14 protein-coding genes, 1 tRNA gene and 1 pseudogene are annotated in these 15,678 nt (G+C 62.4%); 9 read left to right on the forward strand and 7 right to left on the reverse strand.

Going from position 1 to position 15,678, the window contains the following annotated elements; translation table 11 throughout:
• Nucleotides 1-144 precede the first annotated feature (144 nt).
• From FB481_RS03300 to FB481_RS03325, 6 genes are all read left to right on the forward strand, one after another.
• Nucleotides 145-897 (forward strand): AraC family transcriptional regulator, encoded by a 753-nt coding sequence (locus FB481_RS03300; protein ID WP_147175070.1) that lies wholly within the window; start codon nucleotides 145-147, stop codon nucleotides 895-897.
• A gap of 180 nt (nucleotides 898-1,077) precedes the next feature.
• Nucleotides 1,078-1,761, forward strand: a complete 684-nt coding sequence (locus tag FB481_RS03305) for a methylamine utilization protein (RefSeq protein ID WP_147175071.1) — start codon at nucleotides 1,078-1,080, stop codon at nucleotides 1,759-1,761.
• Nucleotides 1,745-4,054 carry an EAL domain-containing protein gene (locus FB481_RS03310; RefSeq protein WP_178109837.1) on the forward strand — a complete coding sequence of 770 codons (2,310 nt, stop codon included), beginning with the start codon at nucleotides 1,745-1,747 and terminating at the stop codon, nucleotides 4,052-4,054. The genes FB481_RS03305 and FB481_RS03310 overlap by 17 nt, the downstream gene beginning before the upstream one ends.
• The gene (locus FB481_RS03315; RefSeq protein WP_372239528.1) at nucleotides 4,051-4,917 is read left to right on the forward strand and encodes a DUF3034 family protein; all 867 of its coding nucleotides are present in this window, start codon (nucleotides 4,051-4,053) and stop codon (nucleotides 4,915-4,917) included. The genes FB481_RS03310 and FB481_RS03315 overlap by 4 nt, the downstream gene beginning before the upstream one ends.
• 2 nt (nucleotides 4,918-4,919) lie before the next feature.
• The gene (locus tag FB481_RS03320; RefSeq protein WP_093502365.1) at nucleotides 4,920-5,345 is read left to right on the forward strand and encodes a group 1 truncated hemoglobin; all 426 of its coding nucleotides are present in this window, start codon (nucleotides 4,920-4,922) and stop codon (nucleotides 5,343-5,345) included.
• Nucleotides 5,346-5,417: 72 nt separating this feature from the next.
• Nucleotides 5,418-5,873: a GNAT family N-acetyltransferase gene (locus FB481_RS03325; protein ID WP_093502363.1), complete on the forward strand. Its 456-nt coding sequence runs from the start codon at nucleotides 5,418-5,420 to the stop codon at nucleotides 5,871-5,873.
• Between the two features lie 194 nt (nucleotides 5,874-6,067).
• Here FB481_RS03325 and FB481_RS03330 read toward each other — a convergent pair whose 3' ends face one another.
• Genes FB481_RS03330 through imuA form a run of 3 tightly spaced genes read right to left on the reverse strand, consistent with a single transcriptional unit; the run spans nucleotide 6,068 to nucleotide 11,182 of the window.
• On the reverse strand, nucleotides 6,068-9,154 hold the full coding sequence (locus FB481_RS03330; protein WP_147175074.1) for an error-prone DNA polymerase: 3,087 nt from the start codon (nucleotides 9,152-9,154) through the stop codon (nucleotides 6,068-6,070).
• On the reverse strand, nucleotides 9,151-10,560 hold the full coding sequence (locus FB481_RS03335; RefSeq protein ID WP_147175075.1) for a DNA polymerase Y family protein: 1,410 nt from the start codon (nucleotides 10,558-10,560) through the stop codon (nucleotides 9,151-9,153). The genes FB481_RS03330 and FB481_RS03335 overlap by 4 nt, the downstream gene beginning before the upstream one ends.
• 1 nt (nucleotide 10,561) lies before the next feature.
• Nucleotides 10,562-11,182, reverse strand: coding sequence for a translesion DNA synthesis-associated protein ImuA (gene imuA / locus FB481_RS03340; RefSeq protein ID WP_147175076.1), 621 nt, complete (start codon nucleotides 11,180-11,182; stop codon nucleotides 10,562-10,564).
• Between the two features lie 283 nt (nucleotides 11,183-11,465).
• Between imuA and FB481_RS03345 the strand changes: the two genes are divergently transcribed.
• Both FB481_RS03345 and FB481_RS03350 read left to right on the forward strand, forming a co-directional pair.
• Nucleotides 11,466-11,555 (forward strand) — tRNA-Ser (locus FB481_RS03345).
• A 162-nt stretch (nucleotides 11,556-11,717) separates the two neighbouring features.
• The gene (locus tag FB481_RS03350) at nucleotides 11,718-12,254 is read left to right on the forward strand and encodes a DUF3592 domain-containing protein (RefSeq protein WP_178109827.1); all 537 of its coding nucleotides are present in this window, start codon (nucleotides 11,718-11,720) and stop codon (nucleotides 12,252-12,254) included.
• Here FB481_RS03350 and FB481_RS23300 read toward each other — a convergent pair.
• From FB481_RS23300 to FB481_RS03370, 4 genes and pseudogenes are all read right to left on the reverse strand, one after another.
• Nucleotides 12,232-12,444 (reverse strand): annotated as a pseudogene (locus FB481_RS23300) (hypothetical protein); the annotation flags it as partial. The gene FB481_RS03350 and the pseudogene FB481_RS23300 overlap by 23 nt on opposite strands.
• A gap of 25 nt (nucleotides 12,445-12,469) precedes the next feature.
• A complete protein-coding gene (locus FB481_RS03360; RefSeq protein ID WP_147175078.1) occupies nucleotides 12,470-13,054 on the reverse strand; it encodes a DUF1349 domain-containing protein in 585 nt (194 codons plus the stop codon).
• A 176-nt stretch (nucleotides 13,055-13,230) separates the two neighbouring features.
• Entirely contained in the window at nucleotides 13,231-13,773 is a 543-nt protein-coding gene (locus tag FB481_RS03365; protein ID WP_093502350.1) for a GNAT family N-acetyltransferase, read from the reverse strand.
• A gap of 36 nt (nucleotides 13,774-13,809) precedes the next feature.
• Nucleotides 13,810-14,361, reverse strand: a complete 552-nt coding sequence (locus FB481_RS03370; protein WP_093502347.1) for a TetR/AcrR family transcriptional regulator — start codon at nucleotides 14,359-14,361, stop codon at nucleotides 13,810-13,812.
• 95 nt (nucleotides 14,362-14,456) lie between these two features.
• Between FB481_RS03370 and FB481_RS03375 the strand changes: the two genes are divergently transcribed.
• Nucleotides 14,457-15,638 carry an MFS transporter gene (locus FB481_RS03375; RefSeq protein WP_093502344.1) on the forward strand — a complete coding sequence of 394 codons (1,182 nt, stop codon included), beginning with the start codon at nucleotides 14,457-14,459 and terminating at the stop codon, nucleotides 15,636-15,638.
• The last annotated feature ends 40 nt before the right edge of the window (nucleotides 15,639-15,678 follow it).

Here is a 15,678-nt window from a genome sequence, read left to right on the forward strand (position 1 = left end):
CCGGCTTTTTTCAACATTTATTAGTGACTGCGCCGTTTCGCTTGTCAGGCCTGGTTTGGCGCCTGCCGGGCCTCCTGTCGCCGCCCATACAGTTTTGCGTGGCAACGCGGTAGAGTGCGCGCGTTGCCCATCGAGTCGCGAATCATGCTCAACGCCCGCCTCATGCGCCTGGACGATCAGGCCCACGAACACACTCACGACCACCACCAGCTGGTGATGTCAGTGTCCGGGCGTGCCGAATTCGAGGTGGTTGGGCGCGGCGGCGAGGTGTGCCGCATGCGCGCCTGCCTGGTGCCGGGTGATGCTGACCACCAGTTCGCTGGTATTGGCGACAACCGCATGCTGATCGTCGACCTCAATGAGCAGGACATGTCCAGCGAGGACCTGCAGCTGCTAGGCCATCTGTTCGACACGCCGCGTTACCCGCAACTCGATGCCGACTTTCAGCATCTGCTCAGCTATGCCGGCTCTGAACTGGAGCGTTACGGCAGCGACCCGCTGCTGGCGCGCTCGCTGGGTGGCGTGTTGCTGCGCGCCCTGCACCTGAGGGTATTTGGCGAGCAGTCCGCGCGTGGCCATGGCTCGCTGGACGTGCAGCGGCTCGATGGTTATATCGCCGACAATCTGGCGCGGCGCATCAGCGTGGCCGAGCTGGCCCATGTCGCCTGCCTGAGCCCTAGCCACTTTCACGCCCAGTTCAAGGACAGCGTCGGCCTCACGCCCCATCAGTACCTGCTCAAGGCGCGCCTCGATCGCGCCACGCGCCTGTTGCGTGGCAGTGGCTTGCCACTTGTGCGCATCGCCGAGGAGTGCGGTTTCTCCAGCCAGAGCGCACTGACTACCGCCATGCGGCGTTACCTGGGGCTGACGCCCAAGCGTCTGCGCGGCAGCGAATAAAGCTCTGGATCAGCCTTTTCGGACTGTTTCGTTCGATAGTGGCTTTTTGCCTATTCGCGGCGTCATTAAAGCTCGAACTTCTTCAGCATCACGTCTAATCTTCCTGCAGACCTTCCTTAATCAGCGAAGAGGCGCTTATGTGGCCTCGCGGTAAGGCTGAGTAGCCCTTGACGAGCTCCCATGACTAGACGTTTCTTTATCGCTGTACACCTGTATCTGTTCGGCGCGCTGTGCACCGCGCAGGCTGCCAGCCTGCAAGGCGAAGTGGTGGACACCAAGGGCGCACCGCTGGCCGACGCCGTGGTGACGCTGCGTGGCGCTGCAGTTTCCAGCACGGCAGCCGCCGGCAAAGCGGTAATGGACCAACAGGATATGCGCTTCGTACCCAGCGTGCTGGCCGTGCGCAGCGGCACCGCGGTCACCTTTCCGAACCGCGACGACATTCGCCATCAGGTCTATTCGTTCTCGCCGGCCAAGCGCTTCGAGCTGCGCCTTTACCAGGGCACGCCGAGTGAGCCGGTGGTTTTCGACAAGCCCGGCCTGGTGGTGCTGGGCTGCAATATCCATGACTGGATGGTGGGCTACATCTACGTTACCGATGACCCCTGGTTCGCCGTCAGCGATGCCCAGGGCCGGGTTAGTTTCGACAACCTGCCGGCCGGCGAATATCAGGTCACCCTCTGGCACTCGGCGCTGCCCGACATGCTGCCCAAACAGGCCGAGGCCTTGAAAGTCGGCGATGGCGCCATGGCGCCGCGTTTCAGCCTGCCGGTCGATGCTGTCAGCGTCAGCGAACCACCGGGCGCACCGCCCAGCGCCTTTGGCGATGCCTTCAAGAAAGCTTTGGATCATGGTTCGCACTAGTTTCCAGGCGCGCATCGCCATCGTGCTGATCTTGCTACCGCTGGTGGTGATCGGCGCGCTGTATTTCGCCGTGCAGGCGGCCACCAATGCCTCGATCCGCACCCAGGCGCGTGAGCAGCTTGAAGTCGGTACCAGTGTATTCGGGCAGTTACTCGATACCCACGCCCGCCAGCTACGTGATGCGGTGCAGGTGTTGACCAGCGACTTCGGCTTCCGCGAGGCCGTGGCCAGTGGCGACGAGGCGACCATCCGCTCGGCGCTGTTCAATCATGGCGCGCGGATCAACGCCGGCGTGGTGATGATGTTCGACATGGACGGCAAGCTGACCGCTAGCACCTCGGCGCCGCCGTCCGTAGCCCAGACCGAGCAGATCAACCGGCAGTTGAACCGTCAGGGACAGAGTATTCTCATGCCCTTCGACGGACAGATCTATCTGCTGGTGCAAGCCACGATCAACGCGCCACTGCCCATCGCGCGCCTGGTGACCGGTTTTGCCATTGATGATCGCTTCGCCCACGAGCTCAATCAACTGACGCACCTGGAACTGAGCATCATCGGCAGCATGGACGGCCAGCCGGACGTGTTCGTGAGTACTCTGCAAGACCTGCACAAGATCACGTTCGATGGCGACAGCGGCGAGGTTATGCATGGTGATGAGCCCTTCCTGGTACAGCGTCTGGTGCTCGGTAGTGGTGACGGCTTTCGCGTGCAGGCACTGCTGCAACGTTCGCTCGAACAGGCCCGTGGCTCGGTGGTTGCGCTCAATAAGCAGATCCTGCTGATCGCCGTGGCTGCGTTGGTGGCGTCCCTGATGGGTGCATTGTTGCTGGCGCGTAGCCTTTCGCGGCCGATTCGCCACTTGGCTGGTGCCGCCGAGCGGGTCGGCCAGGGTGATTACGAGGTGCCGTTGGCGCTCGACCGCGGTGATGAGCTCGGCAGCCTGGCCAAGGCGTTCCAGAGCATGCAGCAGGGCATCGCCGAACGTGAGCGGCAACTGGCCCATAACGCCCTGCATGATCCGATGACCGGGCTGCCCAATCGCAACCTGGCGCTCGAGCGCTTGAGCAGCGCGATCATGGCTGATCGGCATATCGCCTTGCTGTATGTGGGTATCGGCAATTTCCGCACAGTCACGGAAAGCTGCGAGGCCGGCGGCGGTGATCGGGTCATGCAGCAGTTGGCCAACCGCCTGCAGATGGCATTGCGGCCGTCCGACAGCCTGGCGCGACTGCATGGCGACGAGTTCGTGCTATTGCTCGATGGTGCTGATGTCGACAGCGCGGTGGCTACTGCCGACCGCGTGCAGCAGTTGTCTATGAAGCCCTTTCGTATCGATAACGTGGATATCGCTCTGGATTGCCACATCGGCATTGCTGGCTACCCCAGCGACGGTGTGACGCCTGAAGAGTTACTGCGTCGTGCTGGTATCGCCATGCAGGACGCTGGTCAGCTGCCGGGGCGCATCCAGGTTTACGAAAGTGGTCGTGACGCTGTCCAGCAGCGTCAAGTACAACTGATCCGTGACTTGCGCCACGCCGCTCAGCGAGAGGAGCTGCTGCTGCACTACCAGCCCAAACTGGACGTGCGTAATCCCTCGCGTATCCAGGCCGAGGGCCTGCTGCGCTGGCAGCATCCGCAATTCGGCATGGTCTCGCCTGGGGAGTTCATCCCTATCGCCGAGCGCACCGGTAGCATTCAGATCTTGACTGCCTGGGTGATCGAAGAGGGTGTGCGTCAACTGCAGGAGTGGCGTCAGCGTGGGCTCATGGTGCAGTTGTCGTTGAACATTTCCACGGATGACCTGATCGATGCTGAGCTGCCCTCCCGAGTTGGCCAGCTGTTGGCGCATTATCGGGTTCCGGCCTCGCAACTGATCTTCGAAATTACCGAAAGCGGTGTGATGCTCAATCCAGCAGTAGCCTTGCAGGTTCTCCACGGGCTGCGCGAGAAAGGCATTGGTCTGTCGGTGGATGACTTCGGCACCGGCTACTCTTCTCTGGCACAGCTCAAGCGCATGCCAGTGCAGGAGTTGAAGATCGACCAGTCCTTTATTCGCGACCTGGACGATACCAGCGAAGACGCGGTGATCGTCCGTTCCACCATCGAGATGAGCCACAGCCTTGGCCTCAAGGTGGTGGCCGAAGGTGTCGAACTGCAGCGCAGCCTGGACCTGCTCGACCGTTGGCAGTGCGACAGTGTGCAGGGTTACCTGATCAGCCGTCCGCTGGCGCCGCAGGCCTTCGAGGCCTGGATGCAGCGTCCGTTAACTTCTCCCGTTTCTCTGGTGCATTGACCATGTGGCTATCGCAATTGATTGGCGCCCTTCTGGTGGGCATGTTCACCTCGGCTGCCTTGGCCGGCGAAGGTCGCCTGCTCGCCACCGGCGGCGCCAGCAGCATTGAAGGCCCTGCCGGCGGCGGCATCACGCCCTGGGCGGTATTGTCCGGCTATGGCGAGAAGGGCGAGTGGGGTGCCGACGTGTTTGCCACGCGGGTGGAAACCGGTGATTACCGTCTGGATGTGGCTGGCGTATCGGCGGCCTATGACAACCGCATCGAACTCTCCTACGCACGCCAGCGCTTTGACCTTGGCACGCTGGCCCGTGACCTGAGCCTGCCGGAAAACAGCCTTAGCCAGGATATCTTCGGCATCAAGGTGCGGTTGTTCGGCGACCTTATCTACGACCAGTTGCCACAGGTTTCCCTGGGTATTCAGCACAAGCGCCAGAAGGACTTCCTCATCCCCAGCCTGGTCGGCGCCAAGCGTGATGAAGACACCGAAGGCTACCTGACTGCCAGCCGGCTGATCCTCGGCGGCGCCTTCGGCTACAACCTGCTGCTCAACGGCGGTGTGCGCTACAGCCGGGCCAACGAGCTGGGCCTGCTAGGTTTCGGTGGCGACCGCCGCGACCGCCGCTCGGTGCTCAAGGAAGGTTCGGTGGCCGTGCTGCTCAACCGAGAATGGGCCGTGGGCGTCGAGTACCGGGAAAAGCCGGACAACCTCAGTTTCGCCGGCGAGAGCGACTGGGCCGACCTGTTCGTCGGCTACTTCCCCAGCAAGCACCTGGCCATCGTGCTGGCCTACGCGCGCCTCGGCGAGATCGCCACGCTGGATAACCAGAATGGCGCCTACCTGTCCGTGCAGGGGAGTTTCTGAGCATGCTGCGTTCATTCTGTGTTGCGCTACTGGCGCTGGTATTGATCGGCTGCGCGCAGCAGCCAGCCAAGGATGACAGCTTATATCGTGACCTGGGCGAGAAACCCGGCATCAACCGCATCGTCGAAGGCATGCTGCTCAATGTGGCGGGTGATCAGCGTATCGCGCCGTTCTTCGCCAAGGTGGATATCGTCGGGCTGCGTGACAAACTGGTCGACAAGTTCTGCGTGATTGCCGGCGGGCCTTGCGTCTATACCGGCGACTCTTTGGAGGAAAGCCACAAGGGCCAGAATCTGTCGCCCAGCCACTTCAATGCCTTGGTCGAGAACCTGCAGGCCTCGATGGACAGCCAGGGCGTGTCGACGCCGGTGCAGAACCGCCTGCTGGCCCGCCTGGCGGCCTTGCGTGGGCAGGTGATCGAAAAGTAGAGACCTCATGACGAAAAGGGGCGATGGGGGTAGAGTCGCCGGCTATCCCGAGCCTCTAGTTGTGAGCCGATCATGTCCGTTACCTGGCACTGCAAGCACCACACCGAACTGACCAAGACCGAGCTGTACGCCGTGCTGGCGCTGCGTACCCAGGTGTTCGTGGTCGAACAGAACTGTCCGTACCTGGAAGTCGATGGCCGCGATCTCGAAGGTGACACCTGTCACCTGCTGGGCTGGCGTGGCGATGAACTGGCGGCTTACCTGCGTCTGCTCGACCCGTCGCTCAACGACGGCGAAGTGATTATCGGCCGTGTCGTCACTGCACCCAGCGCCCGCGGCACCGGTCTCGGCCACATCATGATGGAACAGGCCCTGCTGGCCTGCGGGCTACGCTGGCCAGGCCTGCCCGTGTACATGTCCGCCCAGGCGCACCTGCAGGGCTACTACGGCCGCTACGGTTTCGTGGTGGCGACCGATGAATACCTGGAAGACGATATTCCCCATATCGGGATGCGCCGGGTGCTGTAAGCACTGTTACCCCAGTCACCTGTAGGAGCGTGCGGGCGCTCAGTCCATGGGCGCGATGCCTCATTCTCACCGGACTGAGTGCGCTAGGAAATCCCCACCAGTTTCTTCGATCTCGCAAAATCCACCGCTCGTAGGATGGGCGAAGCCCATCAAAACCCTAGGCAAACCACAGCTGCCGAGCGCTGCATCCCGCCTCAATGAAAATCCCGACTACGCACATCCAGCCCCACCAGCCAGTCGGTCAGGTCCACCAGCCGCCCCGCGATCACATGCCTTACCCCGTTGGCCGCTTCCAGATGCCCGTCGATCCGCATCAGCCGTGATTGCAGCAGCGTCTTGCGCTGGCGCTCGGCCAACTCCAGGCGCACCAGCACATTGATCATGCCGAACTCGTCCTCTAGGGTCACGAAGGTCACGCCGCTGGCGGTTTGCGGGCGCTGGCGGCCGATCACCAGGCCGGCCACGCTGACCATCCTGCCGGGCTCCACATGCTCCAGCTCACGGCGGCTGCGGCAGCGTGCGGCCCTGAGTTTGCCGCGCAAGAGCGACAGCGGATGTGGGCCGAGGGTGGTGCCGAGGGTCGCGTAGTCGGTCAGCAGGTTCTCGCCGACGCTGGGGCGCGGCAGGCTTATGGCGGCTTCCTGCTGGGTGGGTAGGCTGGCGAACAGCGGCAATTGCGGCTCCACCCCGGCGATGGCCCAGCGCGCCTGGTGGCGATGGCCGACCAGGGCCTGCAGAGCGCCCGCGTCGGCCAGGCGCGCGCGGGCGTTGTTATCCAGGTGGGCGCGCTGGCACAGATCGGCAATATCGCCGAATGCCGCCTGCTCGCGGGCGGCGGCGATGCGCAGCGCCGCATCCTCGCGAAACCCCTTGACCAGGCACAGGCCCAGGCGGATGGCCGGCTGCGGCTTGCCGATATCTTCCAGGGTGCATTCCCAGGCGCTGTAGCGCACGTCCACCGGGTGGATGCGCAAGCCATGGCGGCGTACGTCCTGCAGCACCTGGTCGGGGTTGTAGAAACCCATCGGCCAGCTGTTGATCAGCGCGCAGGCGAAGGCCGCCGGCTCGTGGCACTTGAGCCAGCAACTGGCGTAGGTGAGCAGGGCGAAGCTGGAAGCATGGGACTCGGGAAAGCCGTAGCTGCCGAAGCCCTTGATCTGCTCGAAGATGCGGTTGATGTATTCGATGGGGTAGTCCTTCTCGAGCATGCGCCTGGTCAGCCGCTCGCGGTGCGGCTCCAGGCCGCCATGACGCTTCCAGGCAGCCATGGCACGGCGCAGTTCATCTGCTTCGCCGGGTGAGTAATCGGCGGCGATGATCGCCAGCTCCATCACCTGCTCCTGAAACAGCGGCACACCCAGGGTGCGCTCGAACACCGGCTGCAATTCCTCGGAGGGGTAAGTGACCGCTTCTTCACCGGTGCGGCGGCGCAGGTAGGGGTGCACCATATCGCCCTGGATCGGCCCCGGCCGCACGATGGCGACCTGAATCACCAGGTCATAGAAGGTCTTCGGCCGCAGGCGTGGCAGCATGGCCATCTGCGCGCGGGATTCGATCTGGAACACCCCCAGGGTATCGGCGCGGCTGATCATCTCGTAGGTGGCTTTGTCCTCGGCCGGCAGGCTGGCCAGCGTCCAGCGTTTGTTGCGGTAGACGGCCAGCAGGTCGAAGCAGCGGCGCAGGGCGCTGAGCATGCCGAGGGCCAGCACGTCCACCTTGAGCAGGCCGACGGCGTCGAGATCGTCCTTGTCCCACTGGATCACGGTGCGCTCGGCCATGCTGGCGTTTTCCACCGGCACCAGGGTGTCGAGCGGCGTCTCGGAAATCACGAAGCCGCCGGGGTGCTGGGAGAGGTGGCGGGGAAAGCCGATCAGCTCGCCAGCCAGCACCAGCACTCGGTGCAGCACCTTGCTCTGCGGGTCGAAACCGGCCTCGCGCAGGCGTTCGGCATCGGGAATGCCGTCGCTCCAGCGGCCGCAGCAACCGGCCAGGGCGTTGATCTGATCGGGCGGCAAGCCCAGGGCCTTGGCCACGTCGCGAATCGCCCCGGCGCCGTGGTAGGTGCTGACCACCGCGGTCAGCGCCGCGCGCTCGCGGCCATAACGGCGGAACACGTACTGGATGACTTCCTCGCGGCGGTCGTGCTCGAAATCCACGTCGATGTCCGGCGGCTCGTTGCGCTCGCGGGACAGGAAACGCTCGAACAGCAGGCGGCTGCCCTTGGCCATCGGGTTCAGTTCGGTGATGCCCAGGGCGAAGCACACCGACGAGTTGGCCGCCGAGCCACGCCCCTGGCAGAGAATCGACTGCTCGCGGGCGAAGCGCACGATGTCGTGCACGGTCAGGAAGTAGCTCTCGTAGCTCAGCTCGCTGATCAGCGCCAGTTCCCTTTCGATCTGCGCCCGCGCCTTGTCGCTGATGCCATCGCCCCAGCGCCAGCGGATGCCGTCCTCGACCAGGTGGCGCAGCCAGGAGTTTGGGGTATGCCCGGCCGGCACCAGCTCGTGGGGATACTGATACTTGAGCTCATCGAGATCGAACTGGCAGCGCTCGGCTATCCGCAGGGTTTCGGCGAGCAGTTCGGATGGATACAGCTCGGCCAGTTCTTCACGGCGGCGCAGGTGGCGCTCGCCATTGGCGAACAGGTAGGCGCCGGCTTCGGCCACGGGCAGGTGGTGATGGATGGCGGTCATGCAATCCTGCAGGGCGCGGCGGCCACGGGCATGCATGTGCACGTCGCCACAGGCCACGGCAGGGATGCCCAGTTGCCGGGCCAGGCCGAGGCCATGTTGCAACAGCGCTGCATCGTCGGCGCCGCGGTGCAGCTCTAGGCCCAGCCACAGGCGCTCGGCAAAGCGCTCGCGCAGCCAGACGCCGGCCATGGCGTCGTCGTTCGCGCGTGGCAGCCAGATGGCCAGCAGTCCATCCGGCGCCTCGGGCAGGTCTTCGTCGAGCAGGATGTAGCGGCCCTTTTCCGCACGCCGTCGGGCACGGGTGATCAGCGCGCAGAGGCGCTGGTAACCAGCGAGGTTCTCGACCAGCACGATCAGCCGGGCACCGCTCTCCAGGCGCAGTTCGCTGCCGACGATCAGCTTCACACCATGCTCCTTGGCGGCCTGCCAGGCGCGCACGATGCCGGCCAGGGTGCATTCGTCGGTGATCGCTAGGGCGCGATAGCCGAGCAGCTTGGCACGTTCGAACAGTTCGGCGGCGCTGGAGGCACCGCGCTGGAAACTGAAGTTCGACAGGCAGTGCAGCTCGGCGTACTCGTGCAGGCTCATGCGAACCAGCCGTGCAGCCGCAGCGGGCCGTCTTCACCGACGCTGCGAAACGCCCAGCCGCGCTGGCCGCTGCGCGTTTCGATCAGGTAATAATCGCGACGCACGTCCTCGCCATCCCACCAGCCGGATTCGATCCGCTCGGGGCCGCTGAGAATATGCAGCGGCTCACGCAGCACTTGGGGCTCCGGCAGCAGCCAGCTGGGCCGGGCAGCGCTCGGGCTGGGCAATGCAACGTGGCTGGTAGCCGTGCGCCAGGCCTTTTCCGGGCGATGGTCGGCATGGGCGGCCAGGCCTTGCACGGCGTCGTCACCCAGGCGTGCGCGCAGGCGTTCACGCAGTTGCTCCCAGCCCAGGGTTTGTTGCGGTCGGTCCTCGAACAGCGCCTGGTGCTGTGGTACGAAGGTCGGCAGGTCGCGGGCCACCAGGCGTAGCGCCAGCACCGGTGACGGCAATTGCAGCTGCTCCAGGCGGCCGCGGGTGAATTCCAGCAGCATGCCCGCTTCTCGCTCGGCACTGAGCAGGCCGACGGGCAGCAGGCTGTCGTCACCGTCACGGTGCTCCAGGTGCAGCACGAAACGCTGCACGCCGCAGTCCCGGCCTGCCAGGTAGGCGGCCAGGTCCGCGGTCAGGCGCCGCAGCGGAAACAGCAGGGCCTGGGTCGATTCCACTTCGAAGTGCAGCTCCAGCCGGCTGTCGAACACATCCGGCGGGCGGTAGTACTCCAGCGCCAGCGGGCGCAGGCCCATCAGGGTATCCAGGCCGGCCAGCAGTTCAGGCGCAAAGCGCCGCGCCAGGCTGTCGCGGGGCAGCGCCTGCAACTGGCGCACCTGGCGCAGGCCCATGCGCGCTAGGGTCGTGGCCAGTTCTTCGGGCAGGCCGATGCGATCCAGGGGCATGGCCGCCAGCCGTTCGCGCAACGCCTGCTCGTCGGTGATGGCCAGACCATCGTGCAGGTTAGCGAGCATGCGCGCCGCGGCAGGGTGATGCGCCAGGGTGATGCGGTGGCGAAAGCCCAGCGCCGTCAGCTCCTCACGCAGGCGCGCCTCGAAACGCGGCCAGGGCCCGAACAGCGACAGGCTCGATTGCACCTCGAGCAGCAGGCAGCACGGATAGTGCAGGCTCACCTGGGAGCTGAAACCGTAGGCCCAGGCCGCCAGGAAGCTGCGCCAGCGCTCGATGTCGGCGGGGTCGTACTCGGTGCTGGTGAACGTGCAGTTCAGGGATTGCGCCGCCGTCAGCGTCAGCCCCGGGCGCAGGCCAAGCGCCCGCGCGGCCGGGTTGACAGCCTGCAGCACGCGCCGCTGGGGTGTGCCGCTCAGCAGCACCAGCGGCGCGTCGGCTTCTTCACGGCCACGCAGCACGCCGTCCATGGCCAGTTGCGGCAGCAGGATGCACGCCCAGCGCATATCAAAATCCCCAGCCGCTCAAGTGAAACGTGCGCGCCGGTGGTTGCCCACCTCGGCACTTGAGCACCCGTACCTGGGCGGGCTGCGCCTGGATGGTCAGGCGCAAGGCAGCCGGCGAAGGGTTGCGCGCTTCAAACAGCGGACGATAGGCGAAAGCCAGGGTCTGCCCGGTTTCAGCGGCAATCTGCAGGCGGCGCAGGGCACGGTCATCGGCCCGTTGCGGCCACAGCACCACCGCCCCACAACTGCCCGAACGCAGGCATTGCTCGGCCGCCCACAAGGCATCCCGGGCGCTCGCCTGGATCAGCGTCAGCTGCTTCATCTCCATCCCAGCCGCCAGCCAGGCGCCGGGGTAGGGCAAGTAAGGCGGCGCGACCAACACCACCCGCTCTCCGGCAGCGCTCAAGCGCGCCAATGTCGGCAGCACCAGGCGCAGCTCACCGATACCCGGTGCCTCGACGAGCAACTCGCTCAACGCCGCTTCCGGCCAGCCACCTCCTGGCAACGAGGCATCCAGCGCTGCGTTGCCAGTGGGCTGGTGGCCACTGGGCGCGACGATGCCCTGGCCACGCCAGATACGGCGCTCATTGAGCAGATTATCGATAGCGACGACGGAAGGCATGGCAGGCAAATGGCAAGAAAAATACTGTTTAAATGTACAGTATTTTGCTTTGCCAGCAAGGTCACATCCGCCGAGTGGATGACTCTGACAGCCGACAGTCTTGGTCCAGGCACAATGCTTCAGCGGTACAATCCGGCTGTAACCAGCATTGACAGGCGCGCCAATCGGCCCGCCCCAGCGCCGCCGCCATCGAGCAAATGAGCCAAGCATTTGATAGCACGTGAAAAAAATTACGCGATGGGCTTCGCCAAACGGATTTCTGCTGGTATTATGCGCGCCGCCTGGGAAGATGCCGGAGTGGCCGAACGGGACGGATTCGAAATCCGTTGTATCAGCGATGGTACCTAGGGTTCAAATCCCTATCTTCCCGCCATATAGATCGTCTAAGCCCCTGAAATTCATAGAGTTTCGGGGGCTTTTTCGTTTCAGACTGGGCAACTGTCGAAGAAGTGTCGAAACACCAGTTGAAAGAAACGCAAGCTTTGGGCTAACTGGCTCAGTTCGCGTTATGAGCGTTCATAAAGGATGGAGCCTTATGAAAGTCGGTCTTTTGATTGCGTTGGTCTTTTTAACGCTCGCAGTGGGTACTGGGGCTGTATTGCTTTGGTCTGGCTTTACATCGCTCAAGCGCGCCATGGATGCGGAGAACTGGCCGACTACCTTTGCTCAAGTTGAACGTGTGGAGTTGAAGGAGGAGACTGACTCTGAAAACTCACGAATGTATGCAGTTGAAGTCGAGTACACCTACCAAGTGGGTGGGCATACCTACAACGGCAACACGTTGAACCATGGTTACAGCGGCAGCAGTGGTTACGAGCAACATCGCAAACTCTTTGAAAAGATCCGGTCAGCCAAGACTTTGGAAGTCAGGTTCAATCCTGAAAAGCCACAAGAGTCCAGCATTGCCTACGGTTTGAGTCGTTCACACTACATCAGCCTTTCATTTTCTATTACGTGGTCGCTTGGCATCATCGGCTTCATCGCTATTTTCCTTGCGTTTCAGTCTAGTGATGATCGGTTGCTTTCAAGAATCAAAGTCATTGAGCAGGTCAGCACTTCCGGCACGCCTTAAGGATGATGGGACTTTGTACGGCTCTCCACGACTGAGGGCCTAGCGAGACAGCGTCTTGTAGATGGTCTGGTGCAAGACGCGCATAGCGCATGGTCATAGCCAACGATTGGTAGTCCAGGATTTTCTGCAGGGTCAGGATATTTCCACCGTTCATGACGAAGCGACTGGCAAACGTGTGATGCCGGACGTGGATAACTGCCTGCAACCAGGCGCAGTTAAGTCAGGTCGTGAAGGTCTTTCGTAGTAGCGGGAGTGATTTCAAACTCCGAGAATCGGACAGCAAGCCCACTGCGCTCCGGCGTACAAGCTGTAGGGCCAACCTGGTAAGTGCTGGCGACTGGGAAAGGTGCCAGCCGCAGAAGTGGCCAGAAGCGCCCGTCGCGGGAGGCTTGAATACGCATCGCGCCATTGGAAAGAGTGACTTGTATGTAGAAGTCCTCCAACTCCTTGAAAGGTTGTGAGACCGACCAATCCGATTTCCCATCAGTAACGACAGTGCTCAGAAACGCTTCCCCATCAGTGAACTCGACGCCCGTCTTTACCCAACGGTTTTCGTCGATACGCACCATCAGGCCGGCTTGGTCGTACAAGGAGCGAAATTCGCCCTGGATGCGTAGGGTCGCCGTGAATCCGTCGCCGGTAGCAATGCCCAGAAAATGTCCTGTGTCACGGGTAAACCCATAATGGGTCTCCCGCCAGAAGTCCGTGCTCTGATCCGTGGTTATCGTCAGGCTGTGCTCCGACACCTCAGAGGTGGCGGGCGCATTCAGCCATTGTCCACTTCTGAAATCGACATTCATTCGCAGGCTCCATGTTGAGATAGATGCGTTATTAAGGGCATCCGAGAGAATGATCAGCAAGGCGACTCATAGTTGCTTTTGTGTTCGCTGGCAAAGCAATCGATAAGACGGAACGGCTCATGCTGGCGGCCCGGGCAATCGCATCACTCCGTTAGCAAGGCGTCGCGCTTGAGCATCTAGTCAAATCGACCGCCAGAATGGGCAAGATCACACCTATAGAGACGATCATCAAACAGCTGCCCGTTGATGATGCAGGCATCAGGTTTTCGCTGCTCAAACACGAATCTGCACTTTTCGAGCATGCGGCAAGATGCGCTATTTCCTTCTGTTACCACCCCTTTGAGGGTATGAAGTCCTAATACGTTTCGAGCGAAATTCATCACTGTTTGCAGTGATTCAGAGCCGTACCCGTTCCCCTGATACCGTTCCAGCAACATATATCCAACTTCCGCGGTAGAGCTGTTCTCAGACTCAAGCTTCAGCCCCGTCACCCCGACAGGGTTGTTGGTATTAGATTCGAAGATGGCAAGACACAACCAGTGTTTAGAACCGGACGACCATTGCGGCAGTCGGGATTCAAATTTTTCACGGATTTGAGATTCGTTTGGAGTGGAACAGATGTACCGGATTACTTCGAGGTTAAGATGCAACTCAAGAAACAGCGGCCACTCACTTGGAGTTATCTGTCTCAGGTGTAGGCGTTTACTCGATAGCTCCACAGTTCTGCCTCTCAATTCGGAGCGATAGAAGGATTTTTACTCGCCAAGCGCTTGCGCTAGTAGGCGTCGGCAGAGTTTTTCATCGGGCCGCTTGGCATTGAACAAGGTTCGGAACACCAGCGGAGCGACCAGGCCATCCATGAGGGCGTCCAGACTTGGCGCAGCTTCCCCACGCGAATGAGCCCGTTCGAGCAATAGTTCGAGGCGCTCGCGGGTTGGCTCGGTGCAGCGTACCGCGCAACCTGGATCGGTAGATGCAAGGGCGTCCCTGAGCATCGCCTGCCCGGGTGTCGAAGCAAGGTCATCTACGTAAGACTCCAGCCAGCATTCGAGGTCGCCACGCAGACTGCCGGTATCGGCCGGAGGCTGATCAGGCCGTAGCTGGCGCAGATCGACGTCGGCCAGCAGGGTCGGTAGGTTGCCCCAGCGTCGATAGAGGGTAGAGGGAGTTACGCCGGCACGCGCAGCAATCTGGGGAACGGTCAGGGATTCACGCGGTTGTTCGTCCAGAAGAGCCAGAACGGCGTCATGAACGGCTTGCTGGACGCGGGCGCTACGCCCTCCGGGGCGGGTTTGCTTGGTATTCATATCGACAGGATACCTCTCGCTTAACGCAAAAGCATTGCTTTAATAATCAAAAGGGCTCAGGCTTTAAAGCTAAATATTTGCTTTAGGGTTTGGCCATGCCGTTCTCGATTTTTTCTTCTAACGCGCGCCTCACCCTGCTCGGTACGCTGCTATTCACATTCCTGGCTGCGTCGGCCGCACCAACGCCGCTTTACGCTAGTTATCAGCAAGCTTGGGGATTTTCCACCTTCTGGCTGACCTGGGTGTTTGCGGTCTATGCCTTTGCCTTGCTCGGCGCGCTACTGGTGGGTGGGCGGCTTTCTGATCATCTGGGGCGACGGCCCGTCATCCTCGGCGCACTGGCGCTGGAGGCAGTCTCCATGCTGATGTTCCATCAGGCCCAAGGCCTGACGGACCTGGTGATCGCTCGCACCTTGCAGGGCTTCGCCACTGGCGTTGCTACCAGTGCGCTGGGGGCTGCATTGCTCGACGCGGATCGTGAACGCGGCCCTTGGCTGAACAGCCTGGCGCCACTGCTGGGCATGGCCGGGGGAGCGCTGGGTTGCGGCTTGCTGGTTGAGTTCGCGCCGGCACCGTTGCAGCTGGTCTACCGGCTTTTCCTTCTGTTCTTCGTGATGCAGGGCCTGCTGCTGTTGCGCCTGCCTGACCTACTGTCTCGTCGTCCGGGATTGCTGGCCGCGCTGCGTCCGCAGCTGGCGGTGCCTCCTCAGGCACGCGCCGTGCTCTGGAGAGTATTGCCGTTGGAGCTGGCGGTTTGGGCCGTGGGTGGGTTCTATCTCTCATTGATGCCGGGCCTGATCAAAGCGGCCACTGGAACAAGCTCGATTCTGATCGGAGGCGGGGTAGTGGCCGGCCTGACGCTGAGCGGCGCTGCGAGCCTGCACGGGCTTCGCCTCTGGCCTGCTGGCCGTCTGCTGCGCCTGGGAGCCGGCACCTTGGTGGCTGGACCGGTATTGCTCTGGCTGGCGGTCGTCAGCGGTGAGCTGGGGCTCTTTGCAGTGGGGACTATTGTCACTGGGGTCGGCTTCGGCAGTGGTTTTCTCGGCGCTACCCGCAGCGTGCTGCCGCTGGCCGAACCGGCACAGCGTGCCGGCTTGCTGGCCGCCTTCTATGTGCTCAGCTATCTCGCGTTCTGCCTGCCGGCCCTCGCAGTCAGCGGCCTAGTGCCACGGCTTGGGCTGGACGGTGCAGCGCAGCTCTATCTGGCTGGCGTGATTGCGTTGGCGCTATTCGGTATGCGCACCAGCGCCGCGCGTCCTTGCGTCCAGCCTAGCTGAAGCCATGGGTCTGCATTTCGCAAGCCTCGTTCTACCCGCC

The sequence above is a fragment of the Pseudomonas sp. AG1028 genome, assembly GCF_007993955.1.
Classification (GTDB): Bacteria; Pseudomonadota; Gammaproteobacteria; order Pseudomonadales; family Pseudomonadaceae; genus Aquipseudomonas; species Aquipseudomonas straminea.

Excerpts from the sequence above, each read along its gene's own strand:
- FB481_RS03370 (WP_093502347.1), bottom strand. The coding sequence starts at position 14,361 with ATGAATACCAAGCAAACCCGCCCCGGAGGGCGTAGCGCCCGCGTCCAG.
- FB481_RS03375 (WP_093502344.1), top strand. The coding sequence starts at position 14,457 with ATGCCGTTCTCGATTTTTTCTTCTAACGCGCGCCTCACCCTGCTCGGT.
- FB481_RS03335 (WP_147175075.1), bottom strand. The coding sequence starts at position 10,560 with ATGCGCTGGGCGTGCATCCTGCTGCCGCAACTGGCCATGGACGGCGTG.
- imuA (WP_147175076.1), bottom strand. The coding sequence starts at position 11,182 with ATGCCTTCCGTCGTCGCTATCGATAATCTGCTCAATGAGCGCCGTATC.
- FB481_RS03350 (WP_178109827.1), top strand. The coding sequence starts at position 11,718 with ATGAAAGTCGGTCTTTTGATTGCGTTGGTCTTTTTAACGCTCGCAGTG.
- FB481_RS03330 (WP_147175074.1), bottom strand. The coding sequence starts at position 9,154 with ATGAGCCTGCACGAGTACGCCGAGCTGCACTGCCTGTCGAACTTCAGT.
- FB481_RS03320 (WP_093502365.1), top strand. The coding sequence starts at position 4,920 with ATGCTGCGTTCATTCTGTGTTGCGCTACTGGCGCTGGTATTGATCGGC.
- FB481_RS03305 (WP_147175071.1), top strand. The coding sequence starts at position 1,078 with ATGACTAGACGTTTCTTTATCGCTGTACACCTGTATCTGTTCGGCGCG.
- FB481_RS03360 (WP_147175078.1), bottom strand. The coding sequence starts at position 13,054 with ATGAATGTCGATTTCAGAAGTGGACAATGGCTGAATGCGCCCGCCACC.
- FB481_RS03300 (WP_147175070.1), top strand. The coding sequence starts at position 145 with ATGCTCAACGCCCGCCTCATGCGCCTGGACGATCAGGCCCACGAACAC.
- FB481_RS03325 (WP_093502363.1), top strand. The coding sequence starts at position 5,418 with ATGTCCGTTACCTGGCACTGCAAGCACCACACCGAACTGACCAAGACC.